We start from the raw sequence: 18,334 nt of genomic DNA, 5'->3' as shown, positions 1-18,334 counted from the left end.
AAGGATTTCCCACTCTTCGTCTGTTAGGCTGCTAGAGTACGGCATGACTGCTGGATACGGCTTTTGCGGTAACTGTACTTCAAGATAGTAAAAGATGTCAAATGGGTTCTATACACCCACTTGTCACAGTACTGGACAAGTGGGTGTGTTCAGTAAAATAGACCAACTGCTGCTCTAGCGAGTCCCATAGTAAATTCCCCTGCCTCCCGTACCAATGAAGACTAGCCCAAACTCCTGTTTGCTTGCCTCCATTACTTGGGGATTTTTGCCGATGGGCCGTGAGCGATCGCCAATTTCTGTCCAGGTTTTTCCTTGGTCTAGAGAACGGAAAATTCCCTGACCCATATTCCTAATTTCACCGTACAAATACAGAGCTGGAATCGTGCTTCCCGGCTGCGGCTTCCCGAAAGCAAACAGATAAGCTCTCTTAACTCCTGTAATTGGCACAAATGTCTTGCCACCGTCCGTCGAGCGGTGAAGCCCATCGCTGTTAAGGTTGATCCAAACCTCACCTTCGACTCCCGGAACCGGTTTCACCGAATACCATTTCTTCTTCGGAAGTGATGAATTTACAACTTGAAAATCTGCCCCCCCGTCAGTGCTGCGATAGAATTTCCCATCAGCATAGTAATAAAACGTTTTACCATTAACTGTGTCTGCTGCTAGCGGCAAACGCCACTCCCACGGCCCCTGGATACCGTCCGGTAATCCTTTAACTTTTGTCCAAGAAGCACCGCCATCCCCAGTACGTCGAGCCGTAGCGCCACTAACAATTACCACAAACAGATTTGGATTCGTCGCCGACATGGCTACTCGGATCAGCCTCTTGTCTTTGGGAAATGAAGCAAACGGCTTCCAAGTTAAACCGCCATCTGTTGAAGTTGCACCCGTATAATTATTGTTCCAGCGAGTCCCGCCCACGCGCACCATTTTTAAGGGATCGCTTTCACTGTAAGCAATGCTGTAAGTGTCTTGAAATGAAACACTTTTATCTCCTCCACCCAACGTTTGGGATGGATAAGCATTCAATCCATTATTATGGTAGAAACCGTCCACATCGGCTACACCGCTCAACAGCAAAGCTCCCTTGGGAGGCGCAACCAGAGTAAAGATGACTAATTCTTCATGTCCTTTCTGATAATTAGTCCAGACAGAAGGCTGTTGGCTAATGTTATCTGTCCGCCATATCCCGTACCAATCAGTTAACCAAACTCTTCCTGCAACTTTTGGATCGAATTCAATAGCAGACACTGATGGATTTGAGAGCATATAATCTGACCACCAAGCAACAGTGTTGTTCATGGAGCGTTTCTGCTCTGTCCATGTGGCTCCGCCATCTATTGAGCGATATATCTTAGTATTTTTGTTTTGCTGCTTCGTAGCAACGATGATTTCCTTGGAATTAGTAGGATTGACGCTCACACCATTAAAGTTATCCTTCTCATTTTTAGGGGTGATGTTTTGCCAAACCCCGTTTGCATACTTTTTAACTCCGGGATTTCCATTGATTGTCACATATAGGGTGCGATCGCTACTCAAAGCCAACCGCATCGCCTTCTCTGGACTTCCCTCTATTTTGTTCCAGGTAATTCCTGTGTCGGTAGACTTGTATATTCCATCTTCATAAGCATTGGCATAGACTAAGCCAGACTGGTTTTTGTCAAATAAAATGGCAACGATGCCAATATCTTTTTTCGGATTTCCGCCAAAAGAAGTAACTTTAGCCCATGTCTCTCCAGCATCCAGCGACTTCCAGAGTCCATCCCGCCGCGAACCGAAAAAAATTACCTTGGAATTAAACGGATTTACAGCCAGTCTCTCGCCTACGTCTCGTCTACTTTCATTGCCAGCCATTGGCAAATCCAGCTTTAGCTTCTTCCAGGTTGCACCCCGATCGGTAGACTTAAATATTGTTCCTGGACCATTCACAAAATGATCGCCTGCTGCGATGTAAACAATATTAGGGTTATTCGGATCGAGTGCTAGCGCTTCTCCTCCGTAATAGCGGCTTTGTTCGCGCGTAAAGTGATCGGTTAGAGGAATCCAACTTTGATTGACCGAATTCCAACGATAGAAACCGCCTACATCGGTTTTGATGTAAACGAGGTCTTTTTGCAACGGATGCAGGTAAATACCTGTAACATAGCCACCTCCCCCCAAGGCTACATGAGCCTTCCCCAGAGATACATTTTTCTGGTAATTTCGAGAAGTAACTACCTCTGCCTGTCCCGATGCGCTGTTGCCAATACTTTTTGCATTCCACAGTTGCTGAAGTGATACTGTAGCAAATAGGGCAATGACGGCGATCCGGGCTGCTTGACCAATAAGACGGCTTTGATAAGTACCGGACTTGGTAATGATTTTGAAGGCTATATTGGCTAATAAAATTCCTACTGCGAAAACCAATAAGCTTACTAAAATCGGTTGAGCTAACCCCTGAAAGGATTTGTCCCAAAGGAACATCGCCATCCCAACATTAACATGAGCTAAAGTCGGGGCTAACCAACGAGCGGCACCCGAAAAAATCATCATTCCTCTTACCCCAATGTCAACTATAATTCCAATTACGGAATTATAGTTGACATACTTATTTCCAGGGATAAGTCTTAATTAATTTGTAAGCTCAATTCTTTCTCCTGTTGTAATACTCTAGCATCTAGCATATCCAGAATTTTGCTATCTTGGGTGATATCAAACTTTCTGGCAAAGTGAGCATTGCTTTTAATTATTGCTGGGTAATCCTGACTTGTGAGTAGCCGAGGATGACCGTGCCGAGTGCCAGTCCAATCGATATAACGTTTATGGTCATTACACAAATTGAATAACCCACTATTTACTAAAACAGTTTGGATAAAAGACTCATCAGGAATACAAGTTCTTTCGTAGTAATTGATTAAGTCCGGGTTTTTATGACAAAAGTCATGTAAATATTCAACACATTTTCTAGAAAGAGTCTTGAAGTAAGATCCTGCATAACAGGCAAACTTTTCGTTAAATGGCGATGAAGCGGTACGAACTCCTACCATCATTCCATAAGAAGAGTTAAGCCGAACCAGGGGCTGAACATTATTGATAACCGTGCGGGGAATCTTGACTAAAGCCCGTTGCCAAAGCGATAGGTATCCACCTGAACGCCAATACTGGTACAGATAGCGATCACTACCTTCCCGACTACCCCAAGGATTTTGCTCGGACTCTGAAAGTACGTCAAAATACTCTAAAAAACCATCATATTTAGTGTCGGCAAGGAATTTCTCAATTTGGGGAAGTGGTTGAATAGGATAGTCTTGACCAGTAATGTTGAAGAGCCAATCAAATTTAATGTTATTGCTTAAAATCCACTCAACGGCATTCAGGTAGCCTTGAATTATGGAAAAATCTCCTCTCCCCCCGAAACCTCTAATTATATGAACATCTTGGAAGTTTCCTAGGGTTTTTGTATCTAAACTACAGCCTTTGAAATCATGGCTAATCAATATTTGAGAGCTAGGGCTTGATTTTTTAATGGTTTGGATGAGTCGGTAAATCTGATCTGGATTCTTATGAGTCTGGATAAGATACAGAACTTTCATGATTTTAGTCTCCAGTAAATGAATTGGTCTAACGTGAAAACATCGCTTATACGAACCGAAAACCCTCTGATGTATATCCCTTTGGCTGGACAAAAATAAAAGTGGATAAGCACAAAAAGGTAAACACCTTTTGCAAAAGCGATGAAACGCCGTCTAGTCTATACGATTACACCCAAACTTCCGACAATCACTGTAAAACTCGCCTCCTGTGCCTGACAAATTTAAGTTAAAATATTAACAGGCTGGAATGAGCTTCAATAAGGTTGGCGTGTTAGTTCTGTGCGGTTTTTAGTAACCACAGTCCTATTTTGACTTGTAAAATGGTCATTCAAAATTCAAGCTAACACCTGATTGGCAAGAGAATTCGCACCCAAAATAGAGTTATAACAGGTGCGTTTTCTATAAATTAAGCAATCAGCGTTAGCAATGGCAGCGCAATGAATGTCAGCCTGCGAAAAAAAATGGTTGGCAGTAAGCGTTTTTGCCTTGAGCGGCTAGTCAAACACAAGTTCCCTGTTTGTCCCACCTTGATGGAAACCCAATTAACTAGGGGTAGTATCTCCAACTTCAGACATTACGTTGAAGCCCTCCCTTGACCCAAACAAATAGGCTGTTCCCCGGTTTCTATGACGGCTTTGATCAACCCAGCTTTTTTTATTTACAGCTACGGTCATAATACAGCTCCCAATCTAAAACACCGATGACCAGACTGAAACGACTATTGCAACCTTTTATTGCAAGACTTTAACAATACTCAACATCCATACATCTTGTTACATGAAAATCTAGCAGGCTTCCTCCTTAAGAGGGACATTCGATGTCAAGGTTATTTTTACTAAAGTTAAAATCAACTCATACCCCAAGAGCAAAATAATCGCAACAAGCAGCAATAATGCACAAATTCGAATGGATGGTAAAACCTATCCCACCAAGATGTGCAATTTTCCGAAAGGCTCCTACCCCTTAGTTGCCCGGTTTCCGGGGGAAGTTCAGGAAAATTTTTGATTTATAGGGGTTGGGTAAGCAAGAGTAAGTTCAACGAGGTAAGATACCCCTTTCCTCAAGACGGAGTTCAATCGATAAAGTTCCACATTGCGTTATCCAAATTTTTTTTCAAGGCGCTAGCCTTGAAAAATGCGGCTAGCCAGAAAGCCGCAGTCATTTTGGAAGCAAAAGCCTCAATTTCGTAGTAAAAAGGGTAGGGTAGCAGCCAGAGCATAGCTGTCACTATGGCGATGCTATAAAATTCCAGGCCGAAGACTTAAGAAATTCATCCCGGCTGAGTGGGGCTAAACCCTCTAAGCAACTTCTAAGCTTAAAAATTTGCAGGCCGCACTCATTTACAAGCAAATCATAAATTCTGCCATCATGCCATTTGCCATCCTGCCATTCTTGAGCATCGATTAAACCACTCTCGAAAACTATGTAAGGTTTATGAGTCTTTAATGTTTGGATAGCGCCTCTGAAAACCTGCAACTCTACGCCTTCCGCATCTACCTTTATAAAATGAATCTTTAAGTCGGGTTTCAATATATTATCAAGTCTTTGAGTTTTAACTGTAATAGTCTCTGTGAGCGTATTAGGCATATGGTGGCTTTCCCAGCATGATTTATCTAAGTTACTTAGGGCAGGGGAATTGACTACATACCAAAAAGTTGTTTCTGCCTCTGAATCACTCAAAGCTATTTGCCTGGCATCAATATTCGGAAACCTTTTTTAAAGTCTATTAGCTAACCTTGGTATTGGCTCGAAAGCATAGTGATACCCTAAAGGTGAAAATTGTAAAATTTTAATTAAAAAATCTCCCGTGTTACAACCCACATCGATAGAGTTTGAGTGGTTCGTCAAAACACGAGACATAAATTGAGTAGTGAAAGCAGTGTCTTGTCTATTAATAACCTCGCAGCGATGTGGAAGCTTTGCAATATTCAAAACTGACCTAGCAAAAGCATCATTAAATGTACCCTTAATCAACTCTTTCAAGAAATTTGTTACTTCTAGAACATTTTTCATTTCTTGCTCCAGTTACTTAAACAGCAAAAATTTTCTTCTATTCGTTTGGATGATGTTTAATGCAAGGGAAAACAATAGCTCATTATTGATTATATGGATTGCCCTGAGTGCTCTTGAAGAATACGACGTTTCTGGGTAGCCGCTGTCATTTTAGCAGCAACAGCCTCAATTTGGGCGTACAAAGGCTGGGGTAGCAGCCAAAGCATATAAGCAGCAGCTAAAGTCATTAACGTACGACGCGGCTGCTCAAGCACGAGCCGCCAGTGAGCAGCTAAAGCTTGGTGCATCAGTTGCACAGCCATTGATCCGGCTTTTAGACGTACCGCACTCCTAGCTAAATATCGCAGCTGGTAAGCTTTAGTTGGGTTTTCCCACTGGGCGATTAATTCTGGAGCATAGGAACGGGTTTTTTCAATCACCTTTTGCAAAGCCTCGAATTGGTTAAGCAGGCTTGCTGAAAGTCCTCCAGAATTTACCCGGTATAACGTCAACGCTTCCGAGATTCCCTCAATTTTCCAGTTAGTTTGTAAAACAATGCGAAGCCAACATTCTATGTCTTCTGCCTGACGAAAGTGGTCATCAAAATAAAAATTTTCAACAGTGCCGTAAAGATTATCTTGAAATTTAATTGCTTCCAACACTTCTTTACGAATCACTGCCGCTGAACCATTTCCTACTGGATTGTCGCGTAGTAAATCAGGTGAAGTAATTTCCTTAAGTTTTGGCATTAAATAGGTACCCAAGGAGTTTCCCGCTTCGTCGATAAAAGCAGAACGGCTAAAGCTAATTCCCACGGATGAGGAACTTTCCAGATGTTCAACATGTTTTTCTAACTTTTCTGGTAGCCACAAGTCGTCTCCATCTAAAAGAGCTATATAGTCTCCTTGAGCGTGGCGAATCCCGGTGTTTCTAGCTCCTGCTAGTCCCCGGTTTTTCTGGCTGACAATTTTAATTCTAGAGTCTGTAAATTGCTGACAAATTTCTACGCTTCTATCTGGTGAATCGTCATTAACAACAATAATCTCAAAGTTTTGGTAAGTTTGAGCAAGAACTGATTCAATGGCAGCTGCTATGTATTTCTCGACTTTGTATGTTGGAATAATTACAGAAAACTTTTTCATTTTGAGCACGTACCTTGTACAGTAGTTTGCATGATTCTTTCATCGAGCCTATCTAAAATCCTACTGTCTCGATCTATCTCAAACTTTCTTGCAAAGTAAATATCGTCTCTAATTAACTTTGGATAATAGTCAACGGTAAGAATAGCGGGATGTCCGTGGCGGCTGTTTGTCCAATCAATGTAGCGCATATTGCGTGGGTAGAAGTTGAATAAGCCACTATTGATTAAGATAGTTTGAATGAAGGATTCATCAGGAAGGCGGGTTTTTTTGTAGTAGTCGATCAATTCAGGATGTTGCTGACAAAATTCATGAATATATTGAACGCAATTTCTAGAAATAGTTTTGAAGTAAGAGCCACCGTAACATAAAAAATTTTCATTAAATGGAGTGGAAAGGGAGCGCATTCCCACAATCAATCCATAAGAAAAATCAATCCGGAACCAAGGCTGAATATTATTGATAAACAGCCGAAGAGGCTTGAGTAAACCTCGTTGCCATTTGGCTATTTCTATGCCTGACCACCAATATTGATAGAAGTAGCGATCGCGTCCATCCTTCGCCCCCCACGTACATTTTTCTGAAAGGACGTTAAAATAATCAAAAAAGCCATCATACGTAGTTTCTGCCAGGAATTTCTCAATTTCAGGAAGCGGTTGAGTAGGATAATCTTGACCTGTGATATTAATTAGCCAGTCAAATTCAATTTTGTTGTTCAACAGCCAATCAATTGCTTCTAAATAAGCTTGAACTAAGGCAAAGTTACCTCTTCCCCCTATAGCACTCACAACTTTAACGTCAGGCAAATTTTCTAAAAGTTCTACATTTAAATTACAAGCAGCAAAATTATGGCTCACCAGTACGAAAGAGTTAGGACTCGACTTTTTAATAATCTGAACTAGCCTATAGATTTGCTCTGGATTCTTGTAGGTTTGGATAAGGTAGGCAATCTTCATAATGGTCAACACATCCTGATATTGATAAAGCGTTTGTAGAAAAGTTGATTTGTGTTTGTTTAGGCTACTTGTCGGGATTTATCTTGAAGAATGCGCCGTTTTTGGGAAGCTCCTGTCATCTTTAAAGCAACGTTTTCCATCTGGCGGTAGAGTGGTTGTGGCAGCAACCAGAGGGAATAAACAGCCCCCAACGTTAAAAGTGTCCGGCGTGGCTCCTCAAGAATAATGCGCCAGTGGATAGATAAAGCTCGATGAGCCATTTCCACAGCAGTTGGAGCGGCTTTTAAACGTACTGCCCATCGGGCTAGCTTCCGCAACTCATAAGCTTTGGCACGGTTTCCATGCTGAGTAATTAAATCTGGAGCATAGGAGCGGGTTTTTTCTAGCACCTTTTCTAAGTCTTCTAATTGCTTCAGAAAGTTTGTTGAAGCCCCTCTAGAATTAACTCGGTACATCGTTAAAGCTTCAGGAATTCCTTCTGCTTGCAAATTCGTTTTCAAGGCAATACGAAGCCAGCATTCGACATCTTCAAAATGTCGTAATTCTTCATCAAAATAACAACCTTTTTTATTACAATCTTGAAATTTAATTGCCTCAAAAACTTTTCTGCGAATCACTGGAACCGAACCATTTCCGATTGGGTTGCGACAGAGTATTAGGGGTGGCGTAATTTCTTTAAGCTTAGGCATTTGATATATACCTAATGGATGGCCCGCTTCATCAATGAAAGCAGATCGACTAAAACTTAGTCCAACATTAGGCGAGTTTTCTAGATGTTTAATATGTTTCTCTAGCTTTTCTGGCAACCACAGATCGTCCCCATCTAAAAAAGCCAGATATTCTCCCTGCGCGTGGCGAATTCCTGTATTACGAGCCGCACATACTCCCTGATTTGGTTGGCGAACAATTTTAATTCTGGAGTCTGTAAATTTCTGACAAATTTCTACACTCCGGTCAGGAGAACCATCATCAATAATCAGTAGTTCAAAATCTTTATACGTTTGATCAAGAACAGATTGCACTGTAGCAGCTATATATTTTTCGACTCCGTAAACCGGAATAATGACAGAAACTTTTTTCGTTTTCATCTTGAGAACCGATTTGACTTAATGTTTGCTACTATAGTCAGCGCTTGCTCAGGTTGCTAAATATTTAAAGCGCTTGCTCAGGTTGCTAAATATTTAATTTGTAGGGAGTGCTTTGTTTTTGGTTGCAAGCAAGTTTTGCGGGATTTTGGATGATGCGGTTAACCTCTATATTTTTATAGCAGAGGGGCAAAGAAAATACCCTTGAACTCACCTCTGCTACAAACACTACCTCTGCTCCGGGCTATCGAGTTTGCTGGTTGTTGAGTTTCGATAAGTGAGCTTTGCCCTATCAACGCCGTTAGGATGCTCCCACTGGAGTTTTTTCTGGCTCTTTTGGGGTTTGAGCTTCTTTTTTAACCTGAGATAGACGGCGAGCCTGACTAGTGGTGAGATAACGGTTTAGCGCCTTATCCATAGGCACCAAGATTTTCTCAAGTCGGGTTTTTTTCTGGCCAAAAATGACCAGGCGGTTGCCAAGCTCGCCAATACGGGCAGCTAGAGGTCTGGTAATGGTCATGTGTCGCCGCCATCCTACCCGCCGATAGCGATTTGTGAAATATTGATCCTCTTCTACGTTCCACTTGTCGCGCAAGCGGTGCAAGCTAGCAAGTTCCCAAGCATCACTCCAACGAAGCATATAAAAGGTCATATCTGACAACTCTAGTGGCGGACCGGGAACATAAGTCACTAGGGAGTCTGGCTCAAAGTACACAGTACCCCCAGCCTGAATTACCGTCATACAAAAATCCAGGTGTTCCTTGGTATTCATCATGCCTTCATCAAGCTGACCACCAATTCGCTCAAATATTTCGGTGCGAACGAACATACAGTGAAATTCTGCAAGCTCAGTTTGTTCCCGCTTGAGCTGGTCGCGTACCTGCTCGACTTTTTTACCTTGTTTGTACATTTTCTCGCGCATCCGCCGTCGAACCGCACCGCCTTTGATTTCCTCTCGGACGTGGACTTGTCCGCCTGCACAGTGAATGTGTTCGTGTGCGGGAGTACCTTCACAAGTAAGAGGCGTGACTACCGAGGCTTCCGTTTCTTCAGCACACTCAAACATACGCTCTAGCCAGCCCGGGGTAACTAGCACGTCGTTATCAATGAAGACAAGATACTTGGTTTTGACCTGACGCAGACCGATATTTCTGCCTTGATTTGGAGACAGGTAGTAATCAGTCCGAATGATTTCAAAGTTTCTCTTATGCGCCTCTTCTTCTAAATACCGCTTGATATGAGACGGTGAATTTCCATCTACGTAGACTAACTTGAAGGGCATTTGTGTATGTTCGTAGATGCTCTCCAACGACTCGCGGGTGAAGCTGAAACGCTCGCGGGGTACAACAACAATCGTAATTTGTGGTTCTATCATCAGAAACTCCTTGTTAACTAATCAACTGTTTTTTGGATATTTTATCTTCATCAAGTTCGCCGTTTACTGGAAAAAACCTTTATCGGGATTGGTTGTCGGTAGTTGGTTTGTCTCAAGTTTGAATTTTTGCCCAATCCCAGTCGCTTTTCTTTGCCAGTCGCCAGTAAGCAGTGATCTTTACGCAGGTAAAGACTGAAGATTGTGATAAGACCAGTAGTGTCCGCGCTTGGCAATTAATTCGTCATGATCCCCCTGCTCAACAATCCGACCTTTCTCCATCACCACAATTTTGTCAGCGTTACGAACTGTAGCTAAACGGTGGGCAATTACGATTGCAGTTCGGTTTGATCTTAAGCGTTCGAGTGCCTCTTGTACTAAGTGTTCTGACTGGGAATCTAAGGCACTAGTTGCTTCATCAAGAATCATAATTTCTGGGTCGCGGAGCATTGCTCTTGCAATTGAAATTCTCTGCCGTTGCCCTCCAGAAAGCCTGACACCTCTATCTCCAACGACTGTGTCATATTGGTTGGGCAATTGAGAAATAAATTCGTGGGCGTTTGCGAGGTGAGCTGCTTCTATAACCCTTTCTCTGCTGACTTCTTCTAAACCGTAAGCAATGTTATCGAGAAGTGAAGCGTTAAATATGTAGGTATCTTGGCTAACAACTCCAATGTGCTGACGTAGGGAAACAGGATCGTAGTTACGGATATCTTGACCGTCGATTTCAATTACGCCTTCGGTAACTTCGTAGAAACGTGTAATTAAAGCTGCCACGGTCGATTTTCCGGCTCCGGAACCTCCAACCAACGCCACTGTTTTACCTCTTGGAATTTGTATATCCAAGCCGTTGAGGACATAAGACCGTCCGGTGTAGGCAAATTTAACATCATGGAAAACAATGCGATCGCGCAATCCTGTAAATTGGTGACTTCCAGTGGGAACCGGATATTTTTCTGGCAAAGACAGAGCCTCTGTGACTTTCGTCAAAGCTGGTACTGCTTCTTGAATAGAACCCCTGGAAGTGTTTACCTTTTTAAGTACCGGAACAATCTTAATCAGAACTAGCATGAATACCAGCAGCTCTGAAGTAGTAAGAAGACCCTTGGAGATGAATAAAGTGTAGCTACCTACAAGCACCACCATAGCCGCCGCCAAAGTCGCCAACTCAGTGATCGGATCTATCAAGCTAAGCTTCTTAGCTAATCCGGTACTCGCTTCCATGTAATTTGTAGATATCTTATTAAACCGACTGAGTTCAAAATCCTCTGCACCATAGGATTTAACTACACGAACACCTCCTAAAGTATCTAGAGCCAAAGCGTTCAAACCACGTTTTGCAGATACAACTAGCCCTCCAGATTTTTCAATTTTTTTTAATAAATAATTAAGCCCTAAACCAACCCCCGTTATTAAAAAGGTAGTCATAATAGTCATTTTCCAAGACACTATCACCAGTGTTCCTAGGTACGCTATTAATATCAGTAGGTTCGTTAAGCCAAAAAATATAGCCGTTAGCAGCCTATTTGTCTCCATTACCTCTGTATGGAGGGTGCTTGTTACTTTTCCCAACTGCACATTATCAAAAAATTCTATAGGAGAATATAGATAAGTTTTATATAGACCCTTTCTCAACCGTTTGATGACACCTTCTCTATAAATTGAAGTCAAAACTTGAGACAAATAGTAAAAATAAGCCTTAAGTATCAATGACCCCATGAGTACCAAGGCAAATAATGTGACGATAACTCCTTTACTCTGCTGGACTAACCAACTGTTTATCCCCTCTGTCAAAGCCATTCGAGGAAGAACAAAAGCACCCCCTTCATCTAAAAGCACCTTAAGAAATGGAATCATCAACCCAATGCCTACCGCATCCAGCACAGAAGACAACACCATCGCCCCCAAACCTAGATAGAGAAAGTTTTTAGGAACTCTCAAAATCAGGGACACCAATTGGTCAAATTTCCCGAATCGCTTCATTAAGCTAAATTTTACTCTTGCTTTAGCCCCCAGCAACCTGTTTTCCCGACCGAGTGTTTGACTTCGACTCATAGTTACTACCCAAGAATTGAACTTTCTAACAATCAATCGCGATCGCTTATTTCTAGCTAAACTCGCTATACATAAAATTTGTACAATAGTTTTTACTGTGTTTTTAGCCGATGAAGAAATGTTTATTTCTTCAGGCAGCACAGTGCTAGCATTCTATTTTCATTCACCCAACTAAATTTTAGCTAAGTTTTTTAAATAATAACTCAATAGATATCAAGTATTACTTGTGTTTGTGTGAAGTTATTGTGAATTTATAATGGTTAAAAAGCCTTGAACTTTAAGTTATTTTTATTTTTATCTCTTAATTGTAAACAAAATATATCTATCTCATGAATTGGTTAAAAACAATATACTTCCAAAGAGCTATGTTAGACTGCCAATAATTAAAGTTTTCTATCTTATCTCTGCCTAATGGTAGATTAGTCACAGCATAATATTCACCTTTTTAATGCCGTAAACTCCTTTTTGCATAGGCAATACCAGCTCTACCCATTTTATACTCTACATAAAGACGTACTTCTAATGGTATATTCCCAACGGTTGATAATTAAAGCAGTCTATCAATATTTATCTATTGATAGCTTGCCACCAGCAGATCGTTGAGCTTGTTAAGGTCATAGTGTTCTTCCACGTAGGTACGACCAGCTCGACCCATTTCCGGCCAAACCTCTGGATGCTCGATTAAATAGCCCAATTTTTCAGCCAAAGTATCAGCATCCCGCTCAGGAACCAGAAAACCTGCAATACCATCTTCAATGAGTTCTGGGATGCCACCGTGTTGAGTACCGATTACTGGCAAACCCATAGCCATTGCTTCTTTTAAGACGTTTACAGGTGCGTCTTGGTCGCCGTTCTTAGCGGTCACGCATGGAGCTATAAAGATATGGGAGTTGTCGAGAATTTTAATCAGTTCCTGTTGCTGCATACGACCGAGCAGTTTTACAGTTTCGCCAACATTCAGTTCCTGAATGAGTTGCTGTAAGTCTTCTTTTAAAGGGCCATCACCAATGATGTTGTACTCGAGGTTTGAGTGAAGTTTTGTTAACTTAGCAACGGCACGAATACCATATTCTAAACCTTTTTTTTCTACGAGGCGACCTGTGGTGACAATCCGGATGCGACCATCAGGGGGCAGATGACGTGCAGTAAAAATAAATTTGGAACAATCGATTCCGGATCGCATGATGACAATTTTATTCTCGTCGGCACCTAATTTGATTAATCGCTGTTTGAAATAATCGCAGTTGGGGAGGCAAACGTCTACTACCTTAAACAGTCGGTCGTAAACATCATCACCTGCCCACTGAAGATACCAGCTGATATCGTAGCCGCGAAATGACACGACGAGCTTACCTTTGGGAGCAGCCATCATCCGAAAGGCAATACCTAAAAAGCCGAAGGTTCCAAATTGGCAATGTATGATATCGTATGTGCCTTGATCCAAAAATGGGAGTACGGATACTGCGGCGTACAATAACCTGAGTGAAGCAGCATCTTTACCATATTTAAAAACGTTGAGACTTCGCACCAACAGTGCTGGATTTTTTTGGTAATTGATGCTAAATAGCCAAATACCCTTCAGAAACCGTAAGAGGCGATTTTGTGGCATTCCCATACACTGGGTGCGCTCCAGAAGTTGATATTTTTCTACGTTCGGGTGCATTTTGGCAGTCTCACCCGGTGCCTCCGTGTAGATATCAACTTCGTGTCCGCGATCAATCAGACCTGTAACCTGATTTAAGACAAAGGTTTCCGACAAAACGGGGAAGCGTCCGACAATCATCGCTACTCTCATACAAATCTCCTAAACTAAAGCTAGTATTTTTTCGCCTATCGTCACTTGAATTGTTGAAGAACAGACGAGTAAAGCTCTTTGGCACCAAATATGTAGAACATGATCAGTAAGTATATTAAACGCATTGCGATCGCGCTAATAATTGCCGTCGCCCACATAGGCAAGCTAGACCCGATAGCAAACTGAACGCTAAAAGCGATGGCACAAGAGAAGCAATCAAAGGTTGGTTTACGGCATCAATTATGATCCAACATGGTGATGGAGGGGTCGCGGGTTGCGTAATACATACATGGTAAGGTCTGCAAAAGCTTGGCGATCAAGTAGCTTAAGGCAATGCCGCGTGCGCCATAAGGCAGACCAAGCAAGTAAAGACATCACCAAAAACACAGAACTAAAGATTCCCCACTTGAAGATCCGGTCGGCTCTGCCTGTAGAAATGTAGAGCCAGCCAGAGGTATTAGTAATTGGCTGGAAAAATGCAGATATGCCCAAAAGCTGGAAGATGATGCCCACCTCGTGCCATTGAGAGCCAAGGAGCAGTTCGACAATCTGGTCAGATAGGATGAGCATTAGCAGAACTCTAGGCATCGTCGTCGCTGTGATCAGCGACAGCGCTTTGAGATAGTGGTTTCGCAATTGCCCTGGTTCAGAATGCAAACCACTAAGGCCGGGGACAGGGACGGCGGTAATAGGGCCATTGATTTGTTGTAAAGGCAGCATCATTAGACTGTAGGCTTTTGAGTAGATACCTAAAGCCCCAGCCCCCCACACGCGCCCAATCAGGATATTGTCAAGGTTTCGGGCAAAGTAGTTAAAGACACTAAAATCTGTGAGGTTGCCGCCGAAAGCCAGCATGGAACGGACACCGGAGCCTCGAACTGGGATGCCAGGACGCCAACTGCACATAGTCCAAACTCCCACGGTATAAGCGATCGCCATTGCCACTTGCATGAACACCAGCGCCCAGTAGCCAGCGCCGTACCTAGCATTAACAATGGTGGTGGTAACGCCAACAAACATAGATGTGAGGTCTACAACGGCTAAGTCCTTAAAGCGCATCTGCCTGGTAAGTAAAGCTTGGTGTTCGACAGATAGTCCCGAGAAGAGGAATGCGATCGCCACAATGAGGGTAATTCCGGTCAAGCGAGGCTCCTCAACGTGAGCCAATTTGCGAATTTTGCATGGGAAAACCAGACCCCCCTAGCCTTGGAAATGTGAGTCAATAATAGATGGCTGTCCGAGTTCAGTTTTAGAGAAAGCTTTTCTACGTACGTTTCAGTGTCCATGAGTTGTATCAGGATGCAGCTACCGACATTGAAATGCTTGCCAGGGATGTAAGTGTCCCAAATCCCTCAACAAAGATTAGTAGATTTTCAATGGTTTTCCATCACTAAATCCGAGTTGTCGCTCTCAGAAGGCAGCTTTGATGGGGTCAATTTAGCTACAAAATAGCAAAATTGAAAGTAATCAGTGGACTGATTATAAAGAAGTACACTTACATTTTTCATGTTGAAGATTAGGCTTGAATGAGTAGTTTTTGGTAAATTTCAACTAAGTGATCGTTAAGCTTGTTAATATCATACTCAGCTTCTACATGGGCACGACCTGCTCGACCCATCTCAGTCCAGACTTCAGGGTGTTCAATTAAATACCCTAACTTTTCAGCCAAAGCATTAACATCGCGTTCGGGTACCAGGAAGCCCGAAACCCCATTTTCAACCAGTTCGGGAATAGCGCTATGTTGAGTGCTGATGATAGGCAATCCCACAGCCATCGCCTCCATCACTGCAACAGGGATACCCTCCTGATCGCCATCTTTACTGGTTACACTGGGAGCTACAAAGATATCGGCATCGTTTAGGATATCGACAATTTCCTGCTGCTGCTTCCAGCCCAGAAGGCTGACTATGTCACCAACATCTAGATGTTGAATTAGTTCCTGCAAGTCTTTCCTTAAAGGTCCATCGCCAATAATGTTATACTTAATGTTTCGGTTGGTCTTTGCCAGAAGTGCAACAGCGCGGATACCGTATTCTACACCTTTTTTTTCAACGAGGCGGCTAATCGTCACAAGCTGTACTCTGCCATCAGCGTGTAATTTGCGTGGAATAAAGGAAAACTTTCCGCAATCGATCCCCATACGATGCACCATAATCTTTGTTTTATCGCACCCTAGATCTACCAAACGGCGTTTCCAACGTTCGCTGATTGGAAGGAAAAGGTCTCCTGTATTAAACAGCTGGTCGTAAATTTGTTTACTGTCTCCTTGAATAGCTACAGTTATATCAAGACCGTGAAACGTCACAATCAATTTCCCCTTAATTGCTCCCATTTCTCGAAACAGAGCACCTTTTAGACCGTTTCCACCAAAGTGACAATGGATGATGTCATACGGTGAGCGGTTACGTAGAAAGGGTATCAATTCGTGTATCAACATTAGCGCTCCATATTGCTGCCGATACTTGAAAATATTCAAGACTCGTAGCATAACCAGGGGTGCTTTATGAAAATTTGTGAACAGCAAAACCAAGCTGTCTAGGATACGCTTATAACGATTTATTGGCATCCAGAAGGCATAGTAGGTGCGCTCTATAAGCTTATATTTATTTACATCAGGATGTATTTTGGAATCATTTCTTGGAACATAGGCATAAATGTCTACTTCGTGCCCACGATCTAGTAATCCTGTAATTTGATTTAAAATAAAAGTTTCGGATAATACTGGAAATTCTCCAACAATAAAGGCGATTTTCATGTTGTTTTTTTACTCTTTAACTTTGTCGCAATCATCATTAATTTATAGATGATTTATATTAGTTGTTATTGAACTATGGTTTGGATTTCACAACCATGTTTTTGATATCCTGAAGCGCTAACCTTCCGGCTGGCATGGTAGTTAGAATAAGCAAAAAAGTTATGATTGTAATTCCAAAAGCAATAGCACAACCTATCAAGGGATTTGACACTTCAACATATTTACGAAAACCCAGTAATACAAGCAGCGTACCTAAAGTGGTACACACAAAAGGTGCTAAAACGCGGTAGAAATCGATCGTTCTAACTGGGCCGGTACGACCAACAAACCAAAATAGCAGCGGCATACACACGCAGATCCAAACGAGCGAATACGATGCCGCTACACCAGCTGCTCCCCACGGCAAGCCAGCAACAAAAGAGACAATAGCGGTTGTTCCACCAATGAATCCCCATTTGAACATATCATGAGCGCGATCCTGTGACATAAAGAGCCAGCCAGTAGAATTTGCTAGTGGCTGAATTAAGCCGGCGATGCCGAGCAACGCAAATATGCGGCTAGTTTCACCCCATTGAGAACCTAGAAGCAACTGCACAAGCCAGTCAGATGTGGCTATCATAAACACCATTATCGGCATTGTGAGCATTAATAACTTCTCTACAATCCGCAAATAAGCTTGCCTATAACGATCCGGTGAATCTACTAATCTGCTCAAGGTAGGTAAAGCCACAGAAGCGATGGGAGCATTTATCTGGTTGATTGGTAGGAGCAGCAAGGCGTAGGCCTTAGAATACAAGCCTAACTGTTGAGCGCCCCAGTACCGTCCAATGAGCAAATTGTCGAGGTTTCTAGCGAAGTAGTTGATGATGCCGAAACCAGTGAGGTTTGCACCGAAAGCCAGCATGGAACTCACACCTGAGTGACGAACTGGCAGCCCTGGACGCCAACCGCACATAACCCACACCCCTAGAGCCGAGCTCATCCCCATAGCTAGGGGCATAAGCACAAGTGCCCAGTAACCAGCTCCATTCAAGGCTAGAACTATGGCAGTGGCAACGCCGATGAGCATGGAAACGATATCAATTATGGCTAGGGCACCAAAGCGCATCTGCCTATTGAGTAAAGCTTGGTGTTGGACAGTCAAGCCACCGAAGATGAATCCAATCGCCGAGACGAGTGTAATCCATATCAAGCGAGGTTCGCCGTAGAACCAGGCGATTAATGGCGCGATCACCGCGGTTATCAACATAGTGGCGATACTGAACACCACGTTTAGCCAAAACAATGTACTGATCTGAGCGTGGTTAATCTCAGCCTTTTGGACTGTAGCCGTGGACAGCCCCATGTCTTTGAATAAACCTACTAAGCCAGTGACTGTGGCTACCATGCCAACCAGACCGTAGTCCTGAGGGGTGAGCAGGCGGGCGAGCAGCACGGTAGAACCCATGTTCAGGACGAACTTGCAACCTTGAGTAATCATCGTAACCGCGCCGCCACGAACAGATCGACTCTTGAGATCGGTCTTCAAGTGGTCGGTGCGAAAGTGCTGATTAGGATCGGGAGGAGGACTATTTTTTATAGATTCTGACAAATTGGCACCTCTAGGGGATACT

12 protein-coding genes are annotated in these 18,334 nt (G+C 42.8%); all 12 read right to left on the bottom strand.

Annotation, left to right across the window (positions count from 1 at the left end; genetic code table 11):
- Positions 1 to 174: 174 nt before the first annotated feature.
- The 12 genes from H6F66_RS01415 to H6F66_RS01360 all read right to left on the bottom strand — a co-directional run bounded on the left by H6F66_RS01415 (position 175) and on the right by H6F66_RS01360 (position 18,312).
- On the bottom strand, positions 175 to 2,532 hold the full coding sequence (locus H6F66_RS01415; RefSeq protein WP_199295221.1) for a hypothetical protein: 2,358 nt from the start codon (positions 2,530 to 2,532) through the stop codon (positions 175 to 177).
- A gap of 74 nt (positions 2,533 to 2,606) precedes the next feature.
- Positions 2,607 to 3,572: a beta-1,6-N-acetylglucosaminyltransferase gene (locus tag H6F66_RS01410; protein ID WP_190417491.1), complete on the bottom strand. Its 966-nt coding sequence runs from the start codon at positions 3,570 to 3,572 to the stop codon at positions 2,607 to 2,609.
- Positions 3,573 to 4,799: 1,227 nt separating this feature from the next.
- A complete protein-coding gene (locus H6F66_RS01405) occupies positions 4,800 to 5,273 on the bottom strand; it encodes an FkbM family methyltransferase (protein WP_347269316.1) in 474 nt (157 codons plus the stop codon).
- 401 nt (positions 5,274 to 5,674) lie between these two features.
- Positions 5,675 to 6,706: a glycosyltransferase family 2 protein gene (locus tag H6F66_RS01400; RefSeq protein WP_190417489.1), complete on the bottom strand. Its 1,032-nt coding sequence runs from the start codon at positions 6,704 to 6,706 to the stop codon at positions 5,675 to 5,677.
- On the bottom strand, positions 6,703 to 7,659 hold the full coding sequence (locus H6F66_RS01395) for a beta-1,6-N-acetylglucosaminyltransferase (protein WP_190417488.1): 957 nt from the start codon (positions 7,657 to 7,659) through the stop codon (positions 6,703 to 6,705). The genes H6F66_RS01400 and H6F66_RS01395 overlap by 4 nt, the downstream gene beginning before the upstream one ends.
- A 59-nt stretch (positions 7,660 to 7,718) precedes the next feature.
- Positions 7,719 to 8,747, bottom strand: coding sequence for a glycosyltransferase family 2 protein (locus H6F66_RS01390; protein WP_190417487.1), 1,029 nt, complete (start codon positions 8,745 to 8,747; stop codon positions 7,719 to 7,721).
- Between the two features lie 298 nt (positions 8,748 to 9,045).
- The gene (locus tag H6F66_RS01385) at positions 9,046 to 10,119 is read right to left on the bottom strand and encodes a glycosyltransferase (RefSeq protein WP_190417485.1); all 1,074 of its coding nucleotides are present in this window, start codon (positions 10,117 to 10,119) and stop codon (positions 9,046 to 9,048) included.
- A gap of 177 nt (positions 10,120 to 10,296) precedes the next feature.
- Positions 10,297 to 12,171, bottom strand: a complete 1,875-nt coding sequence (locus tag H6F66_RS01380; protein ID WP_190417483.1) for an ABC transporter ATP-binding protein — start codon at positions 12,169 to 12,171, stop codon at positions 10,297 to 10,299.
- Positions 12,172 to 12,742: 571 nt separating this feature from the next.
- Positions 12,743 to 13,966, bottom strand: coding sequence for a glycosyltransferase (locus tag H6F66_RS01375; RefSeq protein ID WP_190417481.1), 1,224 nt, complete (start codon positions 13,964 to 13,966; stop codon positions 12,743 to 12,745).
- A gap of 240 nt (positions 13,967 to 14,206) precedes the next feature.
- Complete coding sequence (locus H6F66_RS01370; protein WP_190417480.1) at positions 14,207 to 15,133, bottom strand: lipopolysaccharide biosynthesis protein; 927 nt, start codon at positions 15,131 to 15,133, stop codon at positions 14,207 to 14,209.
- 349 nt (positions 15,134 to 15,482) lie between these two features.
- Positions 15,483 to 16,721, bottom strand: a complete 1,239-nt coding sequence (locus H6F66_RS01365; RefSeq protein ID WP_190417479.1) for a glycosyltransferase — start codon at positions 16,719 to 16,721, stop codon at positions 15,483 to 15,485.
- A 73-nt stretch (positions 16,722 to 16,794) separates the two neighbouring features.
- Positions 16,795 to 18,312, bottom strand: coding sequence for a lipopolysaccharide biosynthesis protein (locus tag H6F66_RS01360; protein WP_242019187.1), 1,518 nt, complete (start codon positions 18,310 to 18,312; stop codon positions 16,795 to 16,797).
- Positions 18,313 to 18,334: the final 22 nt, after the last annotated feature.

It is taken from the genome of Trichocoleus sp. FACHB-6 (assembly GCF_014695815.1).
Classification (GTDB): domain Bacteria; phylum Cyanobacteriota; class Cyanobacteriia; order Cyanobacteriales; family FACHB-T130; genus Funiculus; species Funiculus sociatus.
This window is presented reverse-complemented; position numbering and strand designations above follow the sequence as displayed.